Source organism: Streptomyces sp. NPDC050161, from assembly GCF_044460025.1.
Classification (GTDB): Bacteria; Actinomycetota; Actinomycetes; order Streptomycetales; family Streptomycetaceae; genus Streptomyces.
Window position 1 is genome coordinate 20126 of record NZ_JBITJM010000015.1, and the last position, 18093, is coordinate 38218.

At 72.5% G+C, this 18093-nt stretch carries 15 protein-coding genes; 9 read left to right on the forward strand and 6 right to left on the reverse strand.

Annotated features, from left to right (window positions below; translation table 11 throughout):
* Positions 1-19 precede the first annotated feature (19 nt).
* The 3 genes from ACIBK8_RS23600 to ACIBK8_RS23610 form a co-directional block, all read right to left on the reverse strand.
* Positions 20-526: a CGNR zinc finger domain-containing protein gene (locus tag ACIBK8_RS23600; protein WP_399043790.1), complete on the reverse strand. Its 507-nt coding sequence runs from the start codon at positions 524-526 to the stop codon at positions 20-22.
* A 317-nt stretch (positions 527-843) separates the two neighbouring features.
* Positions 844-3528 (reverse strand): magnesium-translocating P-type ATPase, encoded by a 2685-nt coding sequence (gene mgtA / locus ACIBK8_RS23605; RefSeq protein WP_399043791.1) that lies wholly within the window; start codon positions 3526-3528, stop codon positions 844-846.
* Entirely contained in the window at positions 3512-3871 is a 360-nt protein-coding gene (locus ACIBK8_RS23610; protein WP_399043969.1) for an ArsR/SmtB family transcription factor, read from the reverse strand. Before ACIBK8_RS23610 ends, mgtA begins: the two co-directional genes overlap by 17 nt.
* Positions 3872-4191: 320 nt before the next feature.
* Here ACIBK8_RS23610 and ACIBK8_RS23615 point away from each other — a divergent pair, with 320 nt between their 5' ends.
* Complete coding sequence (locus tag ACIBK8_RS23615) at positions 4192-4335, forward strand: hypothetical protein (protein ID WP_399043792.1); 144 nt, start codon at positions 4192-4194, stop codon at positions 4333-4335.
* 89 nt (positions 4336-4424) lie between these two features.
* On the opposite strand, the gene ACIBK8_RS23620 is transcribed toward ACIBK8_RS23615, so the two are convergent.
* The gene (locus tag ACIBK8_RS23620) at positions 4425-6710 is read right to left on the reverse strand and encodes a family 2 encapsulin nanocompartment cargo protein terpene cyclase (protein WP_399043793.1); all 2286 of its coding nucleotides are present in this window, start codon (positions 6708-6710) and stop codon (positions 4425-4427) included.
* A 39-nt stretch (positions 6711-6749) separates the two neighbouring features.
* A complete protein-coding gene (locus tag ACIBK8_RS23625) occupies positions 6750-8156 on the reverse strand; it encodes a family 2B encapsulin nanocompartment shell protein (RefSeq protein ID WP_399043795.1) in 1407 nt (468 codons plus the stop codon).
* Between the two features lie 545 nt (positions 8157-8701).
* Here ACIBK8_RS23625 and ACIBK8_RS23630 point away from each other — a divergent pair.
* The 5 genes from ACIBK8_RS23630 to ACIBK8_RS23650 all read left to right on the forward strand — a co-directional run bounded on the left by ACIBK8_RS23630 (position 8702) and on the right by ACIBK8_RS23650 (position 12646).
* Positions 8702-9322: a carbonic anhydrase gene (locus ACIBK8_RS23630; protein ID WP_399043796.1), complete on the forward strand. Its 621-nt coding sequence runs from the start codon at positions 8702-8704 to the stop codon at positions 9320-9322.
* 82 nt (positions 9323-9404) lie between these two features.
* Positions 9405-9875, forward strand: a complete 471-nt coding sequence (gene cynS, locus ACIBK8_RS23635) for a cyanase (RefSeq protein WP_399043798.1) — start codon at positions 9405-9407, stop codon at positions 9873-9875.
* Between the two features lie 92 nt (positions 9876-9967).
* The gene (locus ACIBK8_RS23640; RefSeq protein ID WP_393680770.1) at positions 9968-10465 is read left to right on the forward strand and encodes a nucleoside deaminase; all 498 of its coding nucleotides are present in this window, start codon (positions 9968-9970) and stop codon (positions 10463-10465) included.
* 479 nt (positions 10466-10944) lie between these two features.
* Complete coding sequence (locus ACIBK8_RS23645; RefSeq protein ID WP_399043800.1) at positions 10945-11484, forward strand: transglycosylase SLT domain-containing protein; 540 nt, start codon at positions 10945-10947, stop codon at positions 11482-11484.
* Between the two features lie 43 nt (positions 11485-11527).
* The gene (locus ACIBK8_RS23650; RefSeq protein WP_399043801.1) at positions 11528-12646 is read left to right on the forward strand and encodes an LCP family protein; all 1119 of its coding nucleotides are present in this window, start codon (positions 11528-11530) and stop codon (positions 12644-12646) included.
* 28 nt (positions 12647-12674) lie between these two features.
* Here the strand turns inward: ACIBK8_RS23650 and ACIBK8_RS23655 are convergent, their stop codons facing one another.
* Complete coding sequence (locus ACIBK8_RS23655; protein ID WP_399043802.1) at positions 12675-13463, reverse strand: N-acetylmuramoyl-L-alanine amidase; 789 nt, start codon at positions 13461-13463, stop codon at positions 12675-12677.
* Positions 13464-13664: 201 nt separating this feature from the next.
* Between ACIBK8_RS23655 and ACIBK8_RS23660 the strand changes: the two genes are divergently transcribed.
* From ACIBK8_RS23660 to ACIBK8_RS23670, 3 genes are all read left to right on the forward strand, one after another.
* Positions 13665-14168, forward strand: a complete 504-nt coding sequence (locus tag ACIBK8_RS23660) for a hypothetical protein (protein WP_399043803.1) — start codon at positions 13665-13667, stop codon at positions 14166-14168.
* 82 nt (positions 14169-14250) lie between these two features.
* Positions 14251-15444 carry an MFS transporter gene (locus ACIBK8_RS23665; protein ID WP_399043805.1) on the forward strand — a complete coding sequence of 398 codons (1194 nt, stop codon included), beginning with the start codon at positions 14251-14253 and terminating at the stop codon, positions 15442-15444.
* A gap of 142 nt (positions 15445-15586) precedes the next feature.
* Complete coding sequence (locus tag ACIBK8_RS23670) at positions 15587-18085, forward strand: SpoIIE family protein phosphatase (protein WP_399043806.1); 2499 nt, start codon at positions 15587-15589, stop codon at positions 18083-18085.
* Positions 18086-18093 lie beyond the last annotated feature (8 nt).

Below are 18093 nucleotides of genomic sequence, written 5' to 3' on the forward strand. Positions count from 1 at the left end.
CGCCGAAGGCGCCGGCGCGCTACTCGGCTTGCGGGGTCTCCCGCGCCCGAGCCTGATGCCGGCGGGCTTTGAGCCGGTTCCCGCAGGTCTTCATGGAGCACCATCGTGCGGTGTTGGCACGGCTGCGGTCCAGTAGGAAGAGGCGGCATTCTGGGTTCCCGCACGGCCGCAGACGGCCGGGCATGCGCTCTTTGACGTCCGCCCACGCGAGCACGAGTTCCACGGCGAGCCTGCGCTCCGGCGGCACCTCCAGGCGCCACTCGATGCCCGACGCGCCGGGCTGCGGGACTTTGCGGACGCCCGCGAGGACTCCGCGCAGACGGGGCTCGGCCGACGTGCCCGACTCCACCGCCTGGAGCGCGTCCCGTGCGGTGCGCAGCCACCGGCGCTCCTCCTCGCCGCCGCGACCGCCGTGCTCCCGCGCCCACCTGTCCACCTCATGGTCGTCACGCCACAGGTCCTGGCATCGGCCATCCACGACAGGGGCACTGTTCAGCGCCTGCATCAGCGCTTGGTCGTCCAGCACGGACCCACCTTCCCGGCTAACTCCATCAAGTCGATTGACAGGTTACTCCGGGGTGGGTCTGCCGTGCTGCGCAACCTCGTCACAGACGGGCACCGGGCCCGTCAGGCCCGGCCCTCGGAGACCGACGACCCGGAGCTCACCCACCTACCGGTGTCCGACGGAATCGACCGCCTGCTGACCTCCCATGTGGTGACCGAAGCGCTGCGTGATCTCCGTCCGCCACAACGCGAAATCCTCCTGGGGAGCGCCGGTTCGCCCTGGGGTCCTGGCCGCTCCGGCCTCTCCCGTGTGACGGTCGCTCATTTTCAGGCCGCGCTTCAGCCCTCGCGGCGCGCGTACCGGGCCCTGACCGCCGCCAGCGCCGCGCCGTACAGCGTGAGGACCGCCGCCAGCAGCAGGTAGTACAGCGCGGGCGGCGGCGCCATCTCCAGCAGCGGGCCCAGCGGCGAGAGCGGGAGCAGGACGCCGATCACCGCGAGGGCGGTGACGGCGATCTGGATCGGGCCCGCCGTACGGCCCTCCGCCGCGCGGCGCCCGCCGCGCAGCAGCAGCATCACCATCGCCTGGGTCAGGAGGTTCTCGGTGAACCACGCGGCGTGGAACACCTCCGGGGCGCCGGAACCCGCCGTGGTGTGCAGGGTGAAGGCGAGTACCGCGAAGGTGGCCAGGTCGGCGGTGGCGTTGAGCAGGCCGAAGGCGGTGATGAAGCGGAGGAAGGGGCGCGGGCGCAGCGCGGACGGCCTGCGTACCGCGGCGGGCGCCGGGCGGTCGAAGGCGAAGGCGAGCTGGGCCGCGTCGAAGCAGAGGTTCTGCACCAGGACCTGGGCCGGCAGCATCGGCAGGAACGGCAGCAGCAGGCCGGCGGAGAGCATGGCGATGACGTTGCCGAGGTTGGACGAGAGGGTGATGCGCAGGTAGGCGGCGATGTTGCCGCTGCTGCGGCGTCCGGCGGTGATCGCGCGGTCGATGGCGGTGAGGTCCTTCTCCGCGAGCACGACGTCGGCGCCTTCGCGGGCGACGGTCACCGCTCCCCGGGGGCAGATCCCGACATCGGCCGCGTGCAGCGCGGGCAGGTCGTTGACGCCGTCGCCGAGGAAGCCGGGGGTCCGGCCGCTCTCCCGGAGTGCGGCCACGATGCGGGCCTTGTCCCGGGGCGTGCAGCGGGCCACGACCGTGGCGCCTTCGACGGCCTCGGCGAGCGGCTTTCCCGACAGATGGCCGAGCCGGTCGGCGGTGAGGACCTCGCCCGGCTCCAGGCCGAGATCCCGGCAGGCCCGTGCCGCGGTGCCGGGGTGATCGCCGGTGAGCACCTTCACCGTCACGCCGCGCCGGGCGATGACCCCCAGCGCGTCGGCGGCGGACGGCGCGAGGGCGTCGCGGAAGGCGACGAAGCCGATGAAGACCAGGCCGCGCAGGTCGGCGTCCCGGTAGGGGCCGTTGCGGGCGGGCCGTTCGGCGAGCGCGACGGCGAGCAGGCGCAGGCCGCCGGCCGCCTCGTCGGCGGCGAAACGGAGCAGCCGCGCCCGCCCGGCTTCGTCGAGCGGGGCTTCCACGCCGTCGACGGCGGTCCGCCCGCAGCGGTCGATGACGTCCTCGGCCGCGCCCTTGACGACGAGCGTGCGGGTTCCGTGCCGCCCGGGGCGGCGGACGACGGCGGTGGCGAGCCGCCTGGCCGGGTCGAACGGGAGGGCCGCCACACCCTCGTAGGCCATGGGGTCGGCGCCGTGTTCTTCCGCGGCGTCCAGGATCGCCTCGTCCAGCGAGTCGGGGGCGGGCAGTTCGGCCAGTTCGAGGGTCCAGAAGCTGTTGACGGCCGCCCAGCTCAGCACGCCGGGGTCGGGGCGCCCGCGTGCGTCGGCGGTCCGTTCCACCACCGGCCGGTCCTGCGTCAGGGTGCCGGTCTTGTCGAGGCACAGGACGTCCATCGCCCCGAGGTCGTGCAGCGCGGGCAGCCGTTTGACGATCACCGCGCTGGTGCGGGCGAGCGCGGACGCGCCCCTGGCCAGCGCGGCGGTCACGATGACCGGCAGCATCTCGGGGGTCAGCCCGACCGCCACCGCGACCGCGAACGGCAGGGTCTCAAGCCCCCGCCCGCGCACCGCGGCGTCGGCCATCAGGACCAGCGGCGGGGTCAGCAGCATGAAGCGGATCAGGGTCCAGGCGATGCCGTGGACCGAGCGGTCGAACGCCGTCTCGCCGCGGCGCCGCGCGGCGCCGCGGTAGGCGGCGGCGAACCGGGTGGCCGCGCCGGTGGCCACCACCAGCGCCGTCCCGCTCCCGGACGCGACGCTGCTGCCCTGAAAGCACATGTGCCCCGGCTCCGGCTCCGCGTCGCCGCCCCCCGGATCGTCGACGGCGTACTTCGGCACCGGTACGGACTCGCCGGTCAGCGCCGCCTGGTGCACGGTCAGCCCGCTCGCCCGCAGCAGCCGTACATCGGCCGGGACGAGGTCGCCCGCGCCCAGTCTGATCACGTCGCCGACGACGAGTTGTTCCACCGGGATCTCGCGCGCCATGGGCGGCGACGCGTCGTCCGTGCGCCGCTGGACGGACGCCGTGGTGGCGACCATCTCGCGCAGCGCGGCCATCGACCGGCTGGCGTGGTGCTCGCCGCCGGAGCGCAGGACGCAGCTGACCACGACGAGGACCAGGATCACGCAGGCGGTGCCCCAGGAGGCGACGGCCGCCGACACCAGGCCGAGGCAGAGCAGGACCGTGGTGAACGGGTCGCGCACGCTGCGGAGGAAGCGCCGCGGCCAGGAGATCGGCCGCCAGGCGGGGACGGTATTCTCACCGTCGCGTGCCAGCCGTTCGTCGGCCTGCTGCTCGGTCAGGCCGCGCGGCCCGCTGTCCAGCAGACGCATCAGGTGGTGGGTGGTGAGCGCGGCCGGTCCGCTCGCTCCGGAGCCGGCCGGCAGGTTCGTGACCGGCCGCGTCCGCGCCTGATCGCGGGACGGTGGGCCGGTTCCGGTCGCCTCGGATGTCTCAGGCACCGACGTCACGGAGCGGTGCCGGAAGTGCCTGCCCGGCGCGGGCGGCCAGCTGCACGACGAGGAGTCGCACCACCGCCACGACATCGGGGTCGTCGACCAGGTAGACGACCCGGCGGCCTTCGCGGCGGGACCGTACGAGTCCGGCGAGTTTCAGCTTCGTCAGATGCTGGCTCACCGCGGGCAGCGCCCCGCCGATCCGCTCGGCGAGCCCGCTGACGTCGCTCTCCCCCTGTGCGAGCGCCCACACGATGTGCAGCCGCGGGGGCGATGCCAGCAGCCCGAACATCGCGGCTGCCTCGGTCAGCACCTCGGCGGACGGGTCCGCCGCGCCGCCTTCGCCTTCGATGCCCATCACCACTGCCGCTCTCCGTCCGTCCGGAGCGCTCATTCTAGGGTGTCGCTCGTTCCACGGGGGACGGTCGCGGATCCCGGCCGCGGGCTCCGTACGAGGCGAGGGTCAACGCTGCGGCCCGGTACGGCTGATGAGCGGCGATGCGGGCCGTGGGTGCGGCCCGCGAGTGCGGCCGGTCTTGGTCTTTGCACAACGGCGCGATATCCACTGGGCTACTTACCGAATCTCCACATACTATGCACACCATGTGCCCGACTCCTGCATCGCGACCGGTTCCTTCCCGGTCCTTGGCCGACGTGAACGCCGAAATCAGGGCGTTCATGTCCGACCGGGCAGGCCGGCCCCTGGGGCCCGAGGAACAGGCCGAGTACGAGCAACTGCTCGCGGCGTGGGCGGCGGCCGTTCAGCAGCCGCCGCCCGTGCCCAGGCCCGGTCCCCCGCCGCTGGCCTCGGCCGGCCAGTAGCCGTCCCGCCCCGTGCCGCGACGGCTGCCAGGACCGGCCGCGAGTGCGGGTCCGCAAGGCCCTGCCGGGCCCGCGGACCCGCACCGGTTTCACCGCACCGGCACCCGTGTGCTCCGGCCGATGCGGGCGGCGGAGGTGCCGAGGCCCCGCGGTCCCGCGAGGCGGCGCACCGGGCTGCCGACGGGGCGGCGGAGTTCCGCCTCCTCGTAGCGGTGGCAGTCCTCGTGCCAGGTGAGGATCCCGGCGAGCCAGTTCTTGAGTTCCTCCGCGTACCCGGTCAGCGTGGCGCGGGCCGCGGTGCCGAGGCGGAACTCGTCGAACAGGGCGGGGAGTTCGACGCCGACGATGTGCTCGAACTGGCGCATCCGGGAGGTCATCAGGTCGTTGACGACGCCGAGGGCTTCCTGGAGGCCGCAGTCGAAGAAGTTCTGGACGACGAGGACCGCGTTGTGCACCTCGCCCTCGAACTGGATCTCCTTCTGGTACGAGAACAGGTCGTTGAGCAGCCCCGCGTAGTCCGCCGCCGCGTTCTCCATGGCCTGGATCGGGCGGGAGCGGTAGATCTCCGGCGGGACCGTCCTGCCGTGCCCGAGGCGCGACAGGCTCATGGTGAGGTCGGCGCCGAAGGTCTTGCGGCGCATCTCGACGTAGTCGACGGGGTCGGGGATGCGGTTCTCCCGGTGGTTGGCCAGCTCCCACAGCCAACTGCCCGTCATGTCCTCGATGGTGCGGCGGAAGGTGCGCCTGGCCGCGACGGTCATGGGTCCTGCCGTGCGGGCCCACAGGTCGGCCAGTGTGCGCTCCAGGGCGTTCGCCGGTGGCGGCACGTCGCCGGCGGACTCCACCGGCATGAAGGCCGACAGCCGTTCGGTGCAGAGCTGGGCGCTCGCCAGGTCGTGGGTACGTCCGAAGACCGCGGGATAGTAGTCGTCCCCGTAGGTGCCCCAGGTGAGCCAGCCCGTGGTGAGGTCGAGTTCTTCCAGGGACGCGTCGGGGTGGATGCCCGCCGAGCACAGCGCGAAATCGAAGGCGCGGAGCTTGTGTTCGTCCCAGATGCCGGGTTCGGGGAAGGCGGAGGCGGACGCGGTGGTGCCGGGCAGGCCGTCCAGCATGCCCATCCGGTGCGCCCAGCCCACCACGTTCTCGCGCGCGGCGGCCAGGTGCGGGCTGAGCCGGGTGGTGTAGGGCATGTGCAGTTCGGGGATGGCGACCTGGCCGACGACCTGGAACGGCACGTGGGTGTGGCGCCTGACCCTGGCCGGCATCGTGGCCGCCAGCGAGGCGGCTATCCGGGCCGCCGACGTTCCCAGACCCGTCGGGCCGCCCAGCACGCGGGCGCCCGCAGCGGACAGCCCGCCGGGGCCCGCTGCCGCACCCGAGGACGCGGCGTCGTTCATGTAGCGGCTGGAGCGCAGGTGCCACTCGTGGCCGCCGGACTGCCAGTCCTGGAGCCCCTTGACGTACGCGGCGATGTCGGCACAGGCGGCCGGGTCCAGGGCGTACTCCGCGCACAGCGGCGGCAGTTCGGTGACCGCGGTGTGCTCGAACTGGTGGAGCCGGGAGGTCAGCAGGTCGTTGACCGCGTCGGCCGCCTGCTGGGTGGTGCAGCCGAGGAACTTCTCGAAGACCAGGACGCCGTTGGAGAGTTCGCCCTCCTCCTCGATCTCCCGCTGGTAGGAGAAGAGGTCGTTCCGCAGGTGCACCGCGTCGGAGAAGGTGTCCTTCAGCACCCGCAGGGGCCGGCTGGCGGCCACCGCGGCCGGGACCTCGGCTCCCGCCGCGTATTCGACGAGCCCTGCGGACCAGGGGGCGCCGCCGACCTTGCGGCGCATCTCGATGTACTCGACGGGGTTGGCGACCCGGCCGACCTGGATGTTCGCCAGTTCCCACAGCGACTCTTCGAGCAGGTGCTGGGTGCTCTCGGCGAAGCGGCGCCGCCAGTCCTGCGACATGGCGGGCACGGTGCGCTGCCACAGGTCGGCCAGGCCGCGCTCGACCGCGTTGACCGGTTCGGGTCCGGCGGCGACGGGGTCGACCGGCATGAAGGCGGGCAGCCGGTCCAGGTACGCCTTCGCCCCTGCCATGTCCTGGCTCCGCTTGAAGCTCTCCAGGAAGTGGTCGTCGAAGAAGAAGACCCACACGTACCAGTCGGTCACCGTCGCCAACTCCGCGGCCGGCGCGTCCGGGTGGGTGTAGGCGCAGAGCAGGGCGTAGTCATGGGCGTCGAAGTCACGCTCGTCCCAGATACCCGACCCTTCGATCATCTCCATCTCACGGGCCCACGCCTTGGAATGGCTGCGTACCGCTTCCAGATGCGGGTTGAGCCGTGCCGGATACGGCTCGTAGAACTCCGGAAGCCTGAAGGGCTGTGTCATCTGCGCCTCACCTCTGTTCGTCTCGTCCGCGGTTTCCGGTTACTCCCGGCCGCGGCCGATCTCGACGTTCTCCAGCACGCCGAGCGCGTCCGGGACCAGGACCGCGGCCGAGTAGTAGGTGCTGACGAGGTAGGAGATGATCGCCTTCTCGTTGATGCCCATGAACCGGACGGACAGGCCGGGCTCGTACTCGTCCGGCAGGCCGGTCTGGTGCAGGCCGATGACGCCCTGGTCGTCCTCGCCGGTACGCAGGACGAGCACGGAGCTGGTGCGCTCCTTGGTGATCGGGATCTTGTTGCAGGGCAGCAGGGGGACGCCGCGCCAGGCGGGGACCTGGTTGCCGTTCAGGTCGACGTGGTCGGGGTAGAGGCCGCGGGAGTTCATCTCGCGGCCGATGGCGGCGATGGTGCGCGGGTGGGCGAGGAAGAACTTCGAACCGCGGCGGCGGCTGAGCAGCTCGTCGAGGTCGTCCGGGGTCGGCGGGCCGGAGTGGGTCTGGATGCGCTGGCGGTAGTCGGCGTTGTGGAGGAGGCCGAACTCCCGGTTGTTGATCAGCTCGTGCTCCTGGCGCTCGCGCAGCGCCTCGATGGTCAGCCGCAGCTGGTGCTCGGTCTGGTCCATCGGCTCGTTGTAGAGGTCGGCGACCCGGGTGTGCACCCGCAGCACGGTCTGCGCGACGCTCAACTCGTACTCGCGGGGCGAGAGTTCGTAGTCGGCGAAGGTGCTGGGCAGAATCGGTTCACCGACGTGGCCCGACGACAGGGCGATCTCGGCCTCGCCGTGCTTGTTCTGCCGCTGCTGCGGCAGCGCGCGGAACTCGCGGATGTGGGCCTGGAGGGACGGGGATCCGTCCAGGACGGCGTCGAACTCGCGGCGGGACAGCGTCAGGACGGTGCCCGCGGTGGCCGCCTTGGCGGTGTACTCCCAGACCGCGTCGGAGTCGAGCAGGCCGTCGGCGCCGAAGTGGTCGCCGTCGGCGAGCACTCCGAGGGCGGCCTGGTCTCCGTAGCGGCCGTCGGTCAGCTTGTTGACGCGTCCGTGGGCGAGCAGGAAGACCTGGTCGGCGGGGCTGCCCTGCTCGGCCAGGACCTCGCCCGGCTCGACCTCGCGCTGGACGAACCGGCCGGCGAGCGTGGCGAGCACGTCGTCCTCGTCGTAGCCGCGCAGGGCGGCGAGCTCCCCCAACTCGCGGGGGATGACGGCGACTCGGGAGCCGGTCTGGTTGAAGTCGATGCGGCCGTCGCCGACCGTGTAGGTCAGCCGCCGGTTGACCCGGTAGGCGCCGCCCGCCGTCTGCACCCAGGGCAGCATCCGCAGCAGCCAGCGCGAGGTGATGCCCTGCATCTGCGGCGCGGACTTGGTGGTGGTCGCGAGGTTCCGCGCCGCCGCGGTTCCCAGGCTCTGCTGCGGGCCGTGCTGTTCCTCGGTGCCGGCATCGATCGACATCCGACGCTCCTCTTCAAGACGATTGCGCACCACTCACTCCGCGCCGCGGACGCGGCAAGTCCCGTACGCCGGGCGGGAGTTGAGTATGTGCAGGTAGGGGGGTATGGGGGGCGCGGGCCTGCGGGCGAGCCGGGCAGGGCGGACCCCGTTGAACTGTTGATCACACTAGGGTCCGGAACCGGCCACCGGGAAACGGATCCGGGTATCACCGCGACAATGAACACGGACGAGTGACAGTGATCGTTTTAAACCTGCAAAAGGTCCTTGATCATCCGCGCACAGGCACCTTCGCACCGCCCTCGACGGGTGGGGATCAGACGGGAAAAAGCCTCGATAGCGGGCGGCGAACCAGGAACCGGACGCACGACTTCCGGCGCCCGGCAGGCCGGAGCCGACCACGCCGGACCCAGCCATAGACGCGAGCAATAGATGCGATGGCTATTACGTCTTGGACGCTATAGGTGCAGGTCGTGCAGGGTGGATTTCGTCAGCCTCTCCGGCCGACAACCACCGGACACCACCGGTGCGCACCGAAGGGAGTCACCGTGCACGACCTCGCAGCGGGCGTGAAGACCTTCCAGCAGGAGGTCTTCCCGGCCAAGGCCCCCCTGTTCGCCGGGCTCGCCGGCAGGCACCGGCCCACCACCTTGTTCATCAGCTGTTCCGACGCCCGTGTCGTACCGGAGCTGATCACGCACAGCGAGCCGGGAGAGCTGTTCGTCATCAGGACCGTGGGCAACCTCGTACCGGCCCATGCGCCGGGCGGGGACAGTGTGGCCTCCGGCATCGAGTACGCCGTGGAGGTGCTGGGAGTGACCGGCATCGTGGTGTGCGGGCACTCCGGCTGCGGCGCGATGACCGCGCTCGCCGACGGCCACGAGATGACGGCGCTGCCGATGACCGCCGGCTGGCTGCGGCACGCGGAGGCCGCCCGGCCTGACACCGCACCCGAGGGCGCGGAACCGGACGGCGACGCGGACCAAGTGGCCGCGTGGGTACGCCGGAACGTCATCGCCCAGCTCGCGAACCTGGCCACCCACCCCTCGGTGGCCCGTGCCCTGCGGCGGCGCGCGGTCTCCCTGCACGGCTGGGTCTACGACATCGCCACCGGCACCGTCGAAGAACTCGACCCGGCGAGCGGCCGGCCTGAGCCCGTCGCACCCTGACCACGACGCGGCTCCGCCACCCCCCGAACCCCCGGCCCGGCACCCTGATCCGCCGGGCCGGACACCCCGAAAGGAAACCCGCATGATCCACGCACAGTTCGACCCGACCGCACGGCAGAACCTGGCCATCGCCGCCGTGGAGGCCAAGACCCGCAAGGACCTCTCCTGGCAGCAACTCGCCGACGCCGCGGGCCTGTCGGTCGCGTTCGTCACCGCCGCGGTGCTGGGCCAGCACGCCCTGCCCGCGCCCGCCGCCACCGCCGTCGCCGAGCTGCTCGGCCTCGATGAGGACGCGGCGATGCTGCTCGCGACCATCCCCACCCGCGGCTCGCAGCCCTCGGGCGTGCCGACCGACCCGACCATCTACCGCTTCCACGAGATGCTCCAGGTCTACGGCACCACCCTCAAGGCCCTGATCCACGAGCAGTTCGGCGACGGCATCATCAGCGCGATCAACTTCAAGCTCGACGTCAAGAAGGTCGCCGACCCCGAGGGCGGCGAGCGCGCGGTGATCACCCTCGACGGCAAGTACCTGCCGACCAAGCCGTTCTGATCGCGGCGGGGCGGGCCGGGCGTCCTCCCGGCCCGCTCCCCCGTCGCCGGCCGACGCCGGCCGGCCCCACGACCCGATCCCGGAGACTTCCCATGGACTTCGCCCAGCGCACCATCGACCTCGCCCGCCGCAACGTCGAGGAAGGTGGCCGCCCCTTCGCCACCGTCATCGTCAAGGACGGCAGGATCCTGGCCGAGAGCCCCAACCTCGTCGCCCAGACCCATGACCCCACCGCGCACGCGGAGATCCTCGCCATCCGCGAGGCGTGCCGGAGCCTGGGCACCGAGCACCTGACCGGCAGCACGATCTACGTCCTCGCCCACCCGTGCCCGATGTGCCTGGGCTCGCTGTACTACTGCAGCCCCGACGAGGTCGTCTTCCTCACCACCCGCGACGCCTACGAGCCGTACTACGTCGACGACCGCAAGTACTTCGAACTGGACACCTTCTACGGCGAGTTCGCCAAGGACCACACCGAGCGGCGGCTGCCGATGCGGCACGAGCCCCGTACCGCGGCCACCGACGTGTACCGGGCGTGGCACCGGCGCAACGGCGGCGAGCGCAGGGTTTCCGGCGCTCCCACCGCCTGACCCGCCGGGTGCGGGCCGGTCACCGGGGCATCCCGGGGGCCGGCCCGCGCCTCGTTCGGCGTGCGGTGGCCCGGGGGCGGCTGCCGGGGGCCCTTTCGCGGGATGCGGAGGGCGACGAGGGGGCGACGCACGGCCACATTCCGGGGCTCTGGAGACGCCCGTGGGGGCCGTCGGCTGTGAGCCCGCCCATAGGTCGTCCGTCACGTACGGGGCGCGGTAGTAGACGGGGCGCGGGCGGCGCCGGGGCCCACGACGGGTGGGTGTCCGTCATGCGGCCTCCGCTACGTCATGGGGTAGTACGGGCGGGCATTGCCCTGATCCGTCCGGTTCGCTAACCATGGCTGACGTCCCGGGAAGCCGATCGCCGGACCCGGCGGGAATCGCCCGCCGCTGCCGATCGGGCCCACCGCGTACAGCGCAAGACGCCGGCGCAAGGAACCCGGGGCACGTCCCATCACCGAACGAAGAGGTACTGCTGCATGACCGCCACCACCCGCACCGCCACCAGCACGCGCTTCCGTAAGCTCGCCGTCACCGGCGTCGCCGCACTGGGTGCCGCAGCCGCCGCGCTCACCGTCGCGCCCTCCCCCGCGCACGCCGCCGAGCCGGCCTCGCACGGCGTCGCCGCCGCCACCGTCTCCGCCGCCGGTGTCACCGCGCAGGCGAACTCCGCCGCCAAGGCCGGTCAGGGCTCCTCGTCCGGCAACCTGGACGGCTGGATCCAGCAGTCCCTCGACATCATGAAGTCCAAGGGCATCCCGGGCAGCTACGAGGGCCTGCACCGCAACATCATGCGCGAGTCCGGTGGCAACCCGGAGGCGGCCAACGACTGGGACGTCAACGCCCAGAACGGCACGCCCTCCAAGGGCCTGCTCCAGGTCATCCAGCCGACCTTCGACGCGTACCACGTCTCCGGCACCGCCAACGACCTGACCGACCCGGTCGCCAACATCACCGCGGCTGCCCAGTACGCCGCCGACAAGTACGGCTCCATCGACAACGTCGACTCGGCGTACTGAGCCCTCGCGCACCCAGTGACGCGTACGTAGAAACGGACTGCAGATGCCGCACGAGAGCGGGAGCGACACCCCGGAGCCTGCCGGCCACGTGCCGGCCGGCGACGGACCGCACACGAAGCGGCGCCCGCGGCGCAAGGCACTGCGGGTCACCGCCTGGACCGCCTTGGGCGTCCTGGTCATCGGAGGGTCGGGTGCCGCCTATCTCTGGGCGCACCTCGACGGCAACCTCCAGGGCGTCGACATCGACGCGGCCCTCGGCAAGGACCGGCCAGGCGGGGCGCACAACGGCGCCATGAACATCCTCCTGCTGGGCTCCGACTCGCGGGCGGGCACGCACGGCGAGTACGGGAGCGGCGTCAGCGGCGCCAGGTCCGACACGACGATGGTGCTGCACGTCGACAAGTCCCACGACAAGGCGAGCGTCGTCAGCATTCCGCGGGACACCATGGTGGACCGTCCGCAGTGCCCGACCTCGCAGGGCGGCACCGCACCGGCCGCCCGGCAGGCGATGTTCAACGAGTCGTACCAGGTGGGCGGCCCCGGCTGCACCGTGAAGACGGTCGAGAAGATGTCCGGCGTCCGCATGGACCACTACCTGGAAGTCGACTTCACCGGCTTCAAGAAGATCATCGACGAGCTGGGCGGCGTGGACGTCACCACGCAGAAGGCCGTCAAGGACGCCGACAGCAAGCTCGACCTGAGCGCCGGCACCCACCACCTCAAGGGCGAGCAGGCGCTGAGCCTGGTCCGCACCCGGCACGGCGTCGGCGACGGCAGCGACCTCGCCCGCATCCAGCTCCAGCAGGCGTTCGTCAAGGCGCTGACCCAACGGATCGACAGCATCGGCCTGTTCAGCAACCCGGCCCAGCTCTACGGCCTCGCGGACACGGCGACCCGGACCGTCAGGGCCGACTCGGGACTGGCCTCCACCGGCAAGCTGCTGGGCCTGGCGAAGGACCTCAAGGGCATCGGCCCCGAGAACATGAACATGGTCACGATGCCGGTCACCTACGACCCGCAGAACCCGGACCGGGTGCTGCCGCTGGACAAGGCGTCGCAGCAGGTCTGGAAGGCGCTGCGGGCGGACCGGCCGATTCCGAAGTCGGCGGGCAAGGACTCGGTGGGCGACCGGGGCAACTCGCCGGTGACCGCCGGGTCTTGATCTCCCGGCGCCGGCTCTGCGCCGGTGCTCAGGCGGGGCGGCGGGCGGACGGCCCGCTCCGCCGCTGGAGGCGGGCGGCGCGGTCGCGGATCTGCGGCAGGTGCGCGTAGAGGGCCGCGCCCGGACAGGTCGTCACGAAGCCGTCGCGGTGTCCCGATATGGCGCGGAAGACGCAGCGGCTGCCCTTGGGGAACCTGCTGCGGTCGTTCGACGAGAACAGCACCGCCGTGCCGCGGGCGTCGACCCCGTACATGCCGAGTTTCCACGCGGCGATCCGGGCCACGGCGTTCAGCAGCGCCCCCGGCACCTCGGCGTCGCCCGCGTAGTCGCCGATGGCCGCGATGCCGACGGTGCCGATGTTGAAACCCTCGGTGTGCGCGCCGACTTCGGGCCCTTCGATGCTGCCGGCCCGTCCCTCGTAGATGGTTCCGGTGCGGTCGACGAGGAAGTTGTAGCCGATGTCGTCCCAGTGGCGGCTGCCGACGTGGTCCTCGTAGACGGCCCGGATGAGGCCGGGGACGTCCCGCCGCGCGTAGTCGTTCGCGTTGCCCGTGTGGTGGAGGAAGACGGCTTTCACCGCGTCGGCGTGCAGCGCGGCATGCTCCCGTCGTACCGGTTCGGCTGCCTGCCAGGCCGTGCGCGGCGTGATGGCGGGGCGGGCCGTGGCGAGCGGCGAGTCGGGCAGGCCCCCGGGGCGGTCCGTGCCCCGGCCGCCGGACGGCCCGGCCGAGGCACCGACGGCGAGAGCGGCGCCCGATGCGCCCACCACCACCGCCTTGCCCATGCCGCGCAGCAGCATGCGCCGGTCGATGACCATAACGAGAGCCTAGGTCGGCGGCACCGGGCCCGCATCCGCAGGTCACGAGGGCGCGGCGGGCCCCACCGGTCACGCCGGGCACCCGCGGACCGTCGCGCCCGCCCAACTCAACGCCCCCATCCTTCCCATGACGGTCCATCACCTGCGGATATGGGTATGACCTCCAGGAATCCAACTTTTTCGGGTCTCCCGGAGCCGCACATGATTCATTCCGAACCCCAGCCCGGCGACATAGGGCTCACCCAGATACCCGGCACGGCCGGCCGGTTGATCCGCATCGGCCAGTGGCTGAACGGCAACGGCTTCGCCGACTACCAGCACGCCTTCCTGGTGCTGCCCGACGGACAGCTCCTGGAAGCGGAACCGGGCGGGGCGCGCATCGCCCGGCTCGACTCGTACGCGGACGCCGACGTGCTGTATGTCAGTCCGCCGGAATACTCGCCGCAGCACCGCGCGGACGTCTGTGCCGCGGCCCTGAAGTACGTGGGCGTGCCGTACAGCTTCCTCGACTACCTGGCGATCGCCACCCACCGCATCCACCTCAACGTCCCGGGGCTGCGCCGCTACGTCGCCGCCACCGGGCACATGATCTGCTCCCAACTCGTCGACCAGTGCTACCAGGACGCCGGGATGCATCTCTTCGACGACGGCCGCTGGCCCGGCTATGTGACGCCGCTGGCGCTGCACGAGCTGCTGACCGCCTGATCCGTCCGCGGGCCCGGAGCCACCGGGTCCGCGGGCAAGCGCTCGACGGCGCGGAGCGCGGATCGATCCTACTGTTGCGACCATGATCAGTCGCAGGGATCAGGGCCGGCATCCGGGCTGTGCGGCAGCCGCCGCCGTGTTCGCCATCGGCATGGCGGGCACGACGCTGCCCACCCCCCTGTACGGGCTCTACCGCGCCGAGCTGGCGTTCTCTGAACTGATGGTGACCGTGGTCTTCGCCGCGTACGCCGTCGGTGTCATCACCGTGCTGCTGCTCGCCGGCAATGTGTCGGACGAGGTGGGGCGGCGGCCGGTGCTGCTGTGCGCGCTGGGGCTTTCCGCGGCCAGTGCGCTGTGTTTCGTGTGCGAGGGCGGGCTGCCGCTGCTGCTGCTCGGCCGGGTGCTGTCCGGGTTCGCCGCGGGCCTGTTCAGCGGTGCGGCCACCGCCGCCGTGCTGGAGCTGGCCGGGCCCGGCCACCGAGCGCGGGCCGGTTTCGCCGCGACGGCGGCGAACATGGGCGGGCTCGGCTGCGGTCCGTTGCTCTCGGGGCTGCTGGCCCAGTACGCGCCGTGGCCGCTGACGCTGCCGTTCCTGGTGCATCTGGTGCTGCTGGGGGTGGCGGCGGTGCTGACCTGGCGGCTGGCGGAGACCGTGGCGGCGCCCCGGCGACCGCGTCGGCTGCGGCCCGAGGGGCTGCGGCTGCCGCCGGAGGTGCGGGGGGTGTTCGCGCCGTCGGCGGTCGCCGCGTTCGCCGGATTCGCGCTGCTGGGGCTGTTCACCGCGGTGGCCCCGAGCTTCGTCGGCGAGACGCTGGGCGTGCACAACCTGGCCGTCTCCGGTGCGGTCGTCTTCACGGTGTTCCTCGGGTCGACGGCGGGGCAGGCGCTGACCGGGCGGCTGGGGGTCCGCAGGGCGCTGCCCGGCGGGTGCCTGGTGCTGGTGGCGGGGCTGGTGCTGGTGGCCACGTCGCTCGTGGTGCAGTCGCTTCCGGTGCTGGTCGCCGGGGCGGTGTGCGGCGGCATCGGCCAGGGCCTGGCCTTCCGCGCCGGGCTGACCTCGGTGAGCGACGCCGCGCCGCCCGAGCACCGGGGCGGCACCATCTCGGCGTTCTTCCTGGCCGCCTACCTGGGCATCTCGCTGCCGGTCGTCGGGGTCGGGGCGCTCTCCCTGAGCCTGGGGCTGCGCGGCGCGGGCCTGGCCTTCGCGGGCTGCGTCATCGCCGTGGCGGTGTGCGTCGGCCTGTACGTGCTGCGGCGGCCACCGGCGGTGAGCTGAGAGCCGGGGCCCTGGCCCCGTGCCGTCCGGCGCTCCCGGTCCTGGGGTCCGGTACGCGCGTAAGGTGCCGAACCGCGAGAACGCCAGCAAACTGGGAAAACTAGACTGAAAGGCGCGCATTCCGCAGAGACGGGCAGCTGTGATGGTGAAGCTCCAGGCGAACGGCGACGCCGGACAGGAGAGGCCACTCGCCCTGGCCGACGCCGCCGTCCTGCTGCTCGACGCGCGCGGGCTGATCGAGAGCTGGTCCCCCGGCGCCGTACGGCTGCTCGGCCGCGAGGCCGCCGGTGTCCTGGGTACGGACATCAGCGAGCTGCTCGCCCCGGACGACGCGGCCCGGGTACCGGCGCTGGCGGCGGAGTGCCGGGCGCACGGCGGCTGGCGGGGGCTGGTGTCGGCGCTGCGTCCTGACGGCAGCCCGCTCCGCGTCGATGTGCAGCTGGCGCCGGTCACCGACGGCGGCGGGCGGGCCCACTGGCTGGTCCTGGCGGGCGAGGCGCCGCCCGCAGCGGCGTGGACGATGACCCGTGCCGTCCTGGAGCGGATCGTGGACAGGTCGCCCGTGGGCATGGCCGTCGTCGACACCGACCTGCGGTGCGTATGGTCCAACTCCGCGCTGGAGCGCTTCGGCGGCGGGAGTGCGCAGGGGCGGATCGGGCGCCGGCTGGGCGAGATCCAGCCCGGTTTCGACGCCGAGGCCCTGGAGGCGCGGATGCGGCAGGTCCTGGAGAGCGGGGTGCCGCAGCTCGACCACGAGCACGTCGGGCGGCCCCGTTCGGACCCGCACGAGGAGCGCGCGTACTCGATGTCGTTCGTCCGCCTCGACGACGCCGACGGGCGGGCCATCGGCGTCTGTTACACGGTCATCGACATCACCGAGCGCTACCGGTCCCGGCGGCGGCTGACGCTGCTGGACCGGGCCGGGCAGTACATCGGCCGCACCCTGGACGTCCTGCGGACCGCACAGGACCTGGCGGACGTGGCGGTCCCGCACCTCGCCGACTTCGTCGCCGTCGACCTGCTGGACGCGGTGACCAGCGGCGGGGAACCACCCGGCGGGCCGCTCGGCGACGAGGACACGGTGGTGCTGCGGCGCGCCGGGCAGCGGTCGCTGCGGGAGGGTGTTCCGGAGGCGGTGGCGGGGACCGGGGATCCGGTCACCTACCGCGCCGGGTCGCCGCCGGTCCGCGCGCTGGCGGACGGCCGGTCCTGGCGGACCGAGCGGCTGGATCCGCAGGGCCCCGACTGGGCCGCCGGCGGCCTCGCGAGCCGGCCCGCCGGATTCCGTGAACTCGGGCTGCACACCGCGATGGTGGTGCCGATCCGCGTCGGACACGTGACGATGGGGGTGGCCACCTTCTTCCGCGGCCGGCAGGACGCGCCGTTCGGTGCGGACGATCTCCGGCTCGCGGAGGAATTCGTCGCCCGCGCAGCCGTCTGCATGGACAACGCCCGCCGCTACACCCGGGAGCGCGGGGCGGCCCTGGCCCTCCAGCAGAGCCTGCTGCCGAGCGGGCTCCCCCCGCAGGAGGCCGTCGACGTCGCCACCTCCTACCGGCCCGCCGACGAACTGGCCGACGCGGGCGGTGACTGGTTCGACGTCATCGCGCTGTCCGGCGCCCGGGTAGCGCTGGTGGTCGGCGACGTATCGGGCCACGGCCTCGACGCCGTCGTCACCATGGGCCGGCTGCGCACCGCCGTGCGGACCCTCGCCGCCCTGGACCTGCGGCCCGACGAACTCCTCGCCCATCTGGACGACTTGGTGGGCAGGGTGTCCGAGGGCGAGATGGTGACGCACCGGCCGGGCAACGAATCCGATGCGCTGGGCTCCAGCTGTCTGTACACGATCTATGATCCGGTCGGCCGCTGCTGCACCATGGCCAGCGCGGGGCACCCGCCGCCCGCCGTGGTCACCCCCGACGGCACCGCCGCCTTCGCCGATCTGCCCGTCGGACCGCGCCTCGGCATCGGCGGACTCCCTTTCGAGACCGTCGAGTTGCCGGTGGACGAGGGCAGCGTCCTCGCGCTCTACACGGACGGGCTGCTCGCCGGGAGCGCGCCCGGCGGGAGCGGCGACGTCGGCGCGCGGCAGCTGCGCAGGGCGCTCGAAGCGCCGGGCCTCTCGCTCTCCGCGCTGTGCGAGAGCGTCATCGGCAGTGTGGTGTCCGCCCGGCCCTTCGACGACGTCACGCTGCTGCTGGCCGGCACCCGGGGGCTGGCCGCGGACCGCTGGGCCTCGTTCGATCTGCCCGCCGATCCTTCGGTCGTCGCCCGTGCGCGCGGGGCCGCCGCCCGGCAGCTGACGGCCTGGGGCCTGGAGCACCTGGTCTTCACCACCGAGCTGGTGGTCAGCGAACTGGTCACCAACGCGATCCGGTACGGGTCGGCGCCGATCCAGCTGCGGCTGATCCTGGAGCACACCCTGATCTGCGAGGTCTGGGACGGCAACAGCACCTCGCCCTATCTGCGGCATCCCCGTACGACCGACGAGGGCGGCCGTGGACTGTTCCTGATCTCGCAGTTCACCCACCGCTGGGGCACCCGTTACACCACCGACGGCAAGATCATCTGGGCGGAACAGGTGCTGGGGCAGGACGGGGAGTCCGGCCCCGATGGCCTGCCGGACGCGGTCGCCGCGTAGCGGACACC

Excerpts from the sequence above, each read along its gene's own strand:
- ACIBK8_RS23640 (WP_393680770.1), top strand. The coding sequence starts at position 9,968 with ATGGACTTCGCCCAGCGCACCATCGACCTCGCCCGCCGCAACGTCGAG.
- ACIBK8_RS23655 (WP_399043802.1), bottom strand. The coding sequence starts at position 13,463 with ATGGTCATCGACCGGCGCATGCTGCTGCGCGGCATGGGCAAGGCGGTG.
- ACIBK8_RS23610 (WP_399043969.1), bottom strand. The coding sequence starts at position 3,871 with ATGGGCATCGAAGGCGAAGGCGGCGCGGCGGACCCGTCCGCCGAGGTG.
- ACIBK8_RS23660 (WP_399043803.1), top strand. The coding sequence starts at position 13,665 with ATGATTCATTCCGAACCCCAGCCCGGCGACATAGGGCTCACCCAGATA.
- ACIBK8_RS23625 (WP_399043795.1), bottom strand. The coding sequence starts at position 8,156 with ATGTCGATCGATGCCGGCACCGAGGAACAGCACGGCCCGCAGCAGAGC.
- ACIBK8_RS23645 (WP_399043800.1), top strand. The coding sequence starts at position 10,945 with ATGACCGCCACCACCCGCACCGCCACCAGCACGCGCTTCCGTAAGCTC.
- ACIBK8_RS23650 (WP_399043801.1), top strand. The coding sequence starts at position 11,528 with ATGCCGCACGAGAGCGGGAGCGACACCCCGGAGCCTGCCGGCCACGTG.
- ACIBK8_RS23615 (WP_399043792.1), top strand. The coding sequence starts at position 4,192 with ATGTCCGACCGGGCAGGCCGGCCCCTGGGGCCCGAGGAACAGGCCGAG.
- ACIBK8_RS23670 (WP_399043806.1), top strand. The coding sequence starts at position 15,587 with ATGGTGAAGCTCCAGGCGAACGGCGACGCCGGACAGGAGAGGCCACTC.
- ACIBK8_RS23665 (WP_399043805.1), top strand. The coding sequence starts at position 14,251 with ATGATCAGTCGCAGGGATCAGGGCCGGCATCCGGGCTGTGCGGCAGCC.
- ACIBK8_RS23620 (WP_399043793.1), bottom strand. The coding sequence starts at position 6,710 with ATGACACAGCCCTTCAGGCTTCCGGAGTTCTACGAGCCGTATCCGGCA.
- cynS (WP_399043798.1), top strand. The coding sequence starts at position 9,405 with ATGATCCACGCACAGTTCGACCCGACCGCACGGCAGAACCTGGCCATC.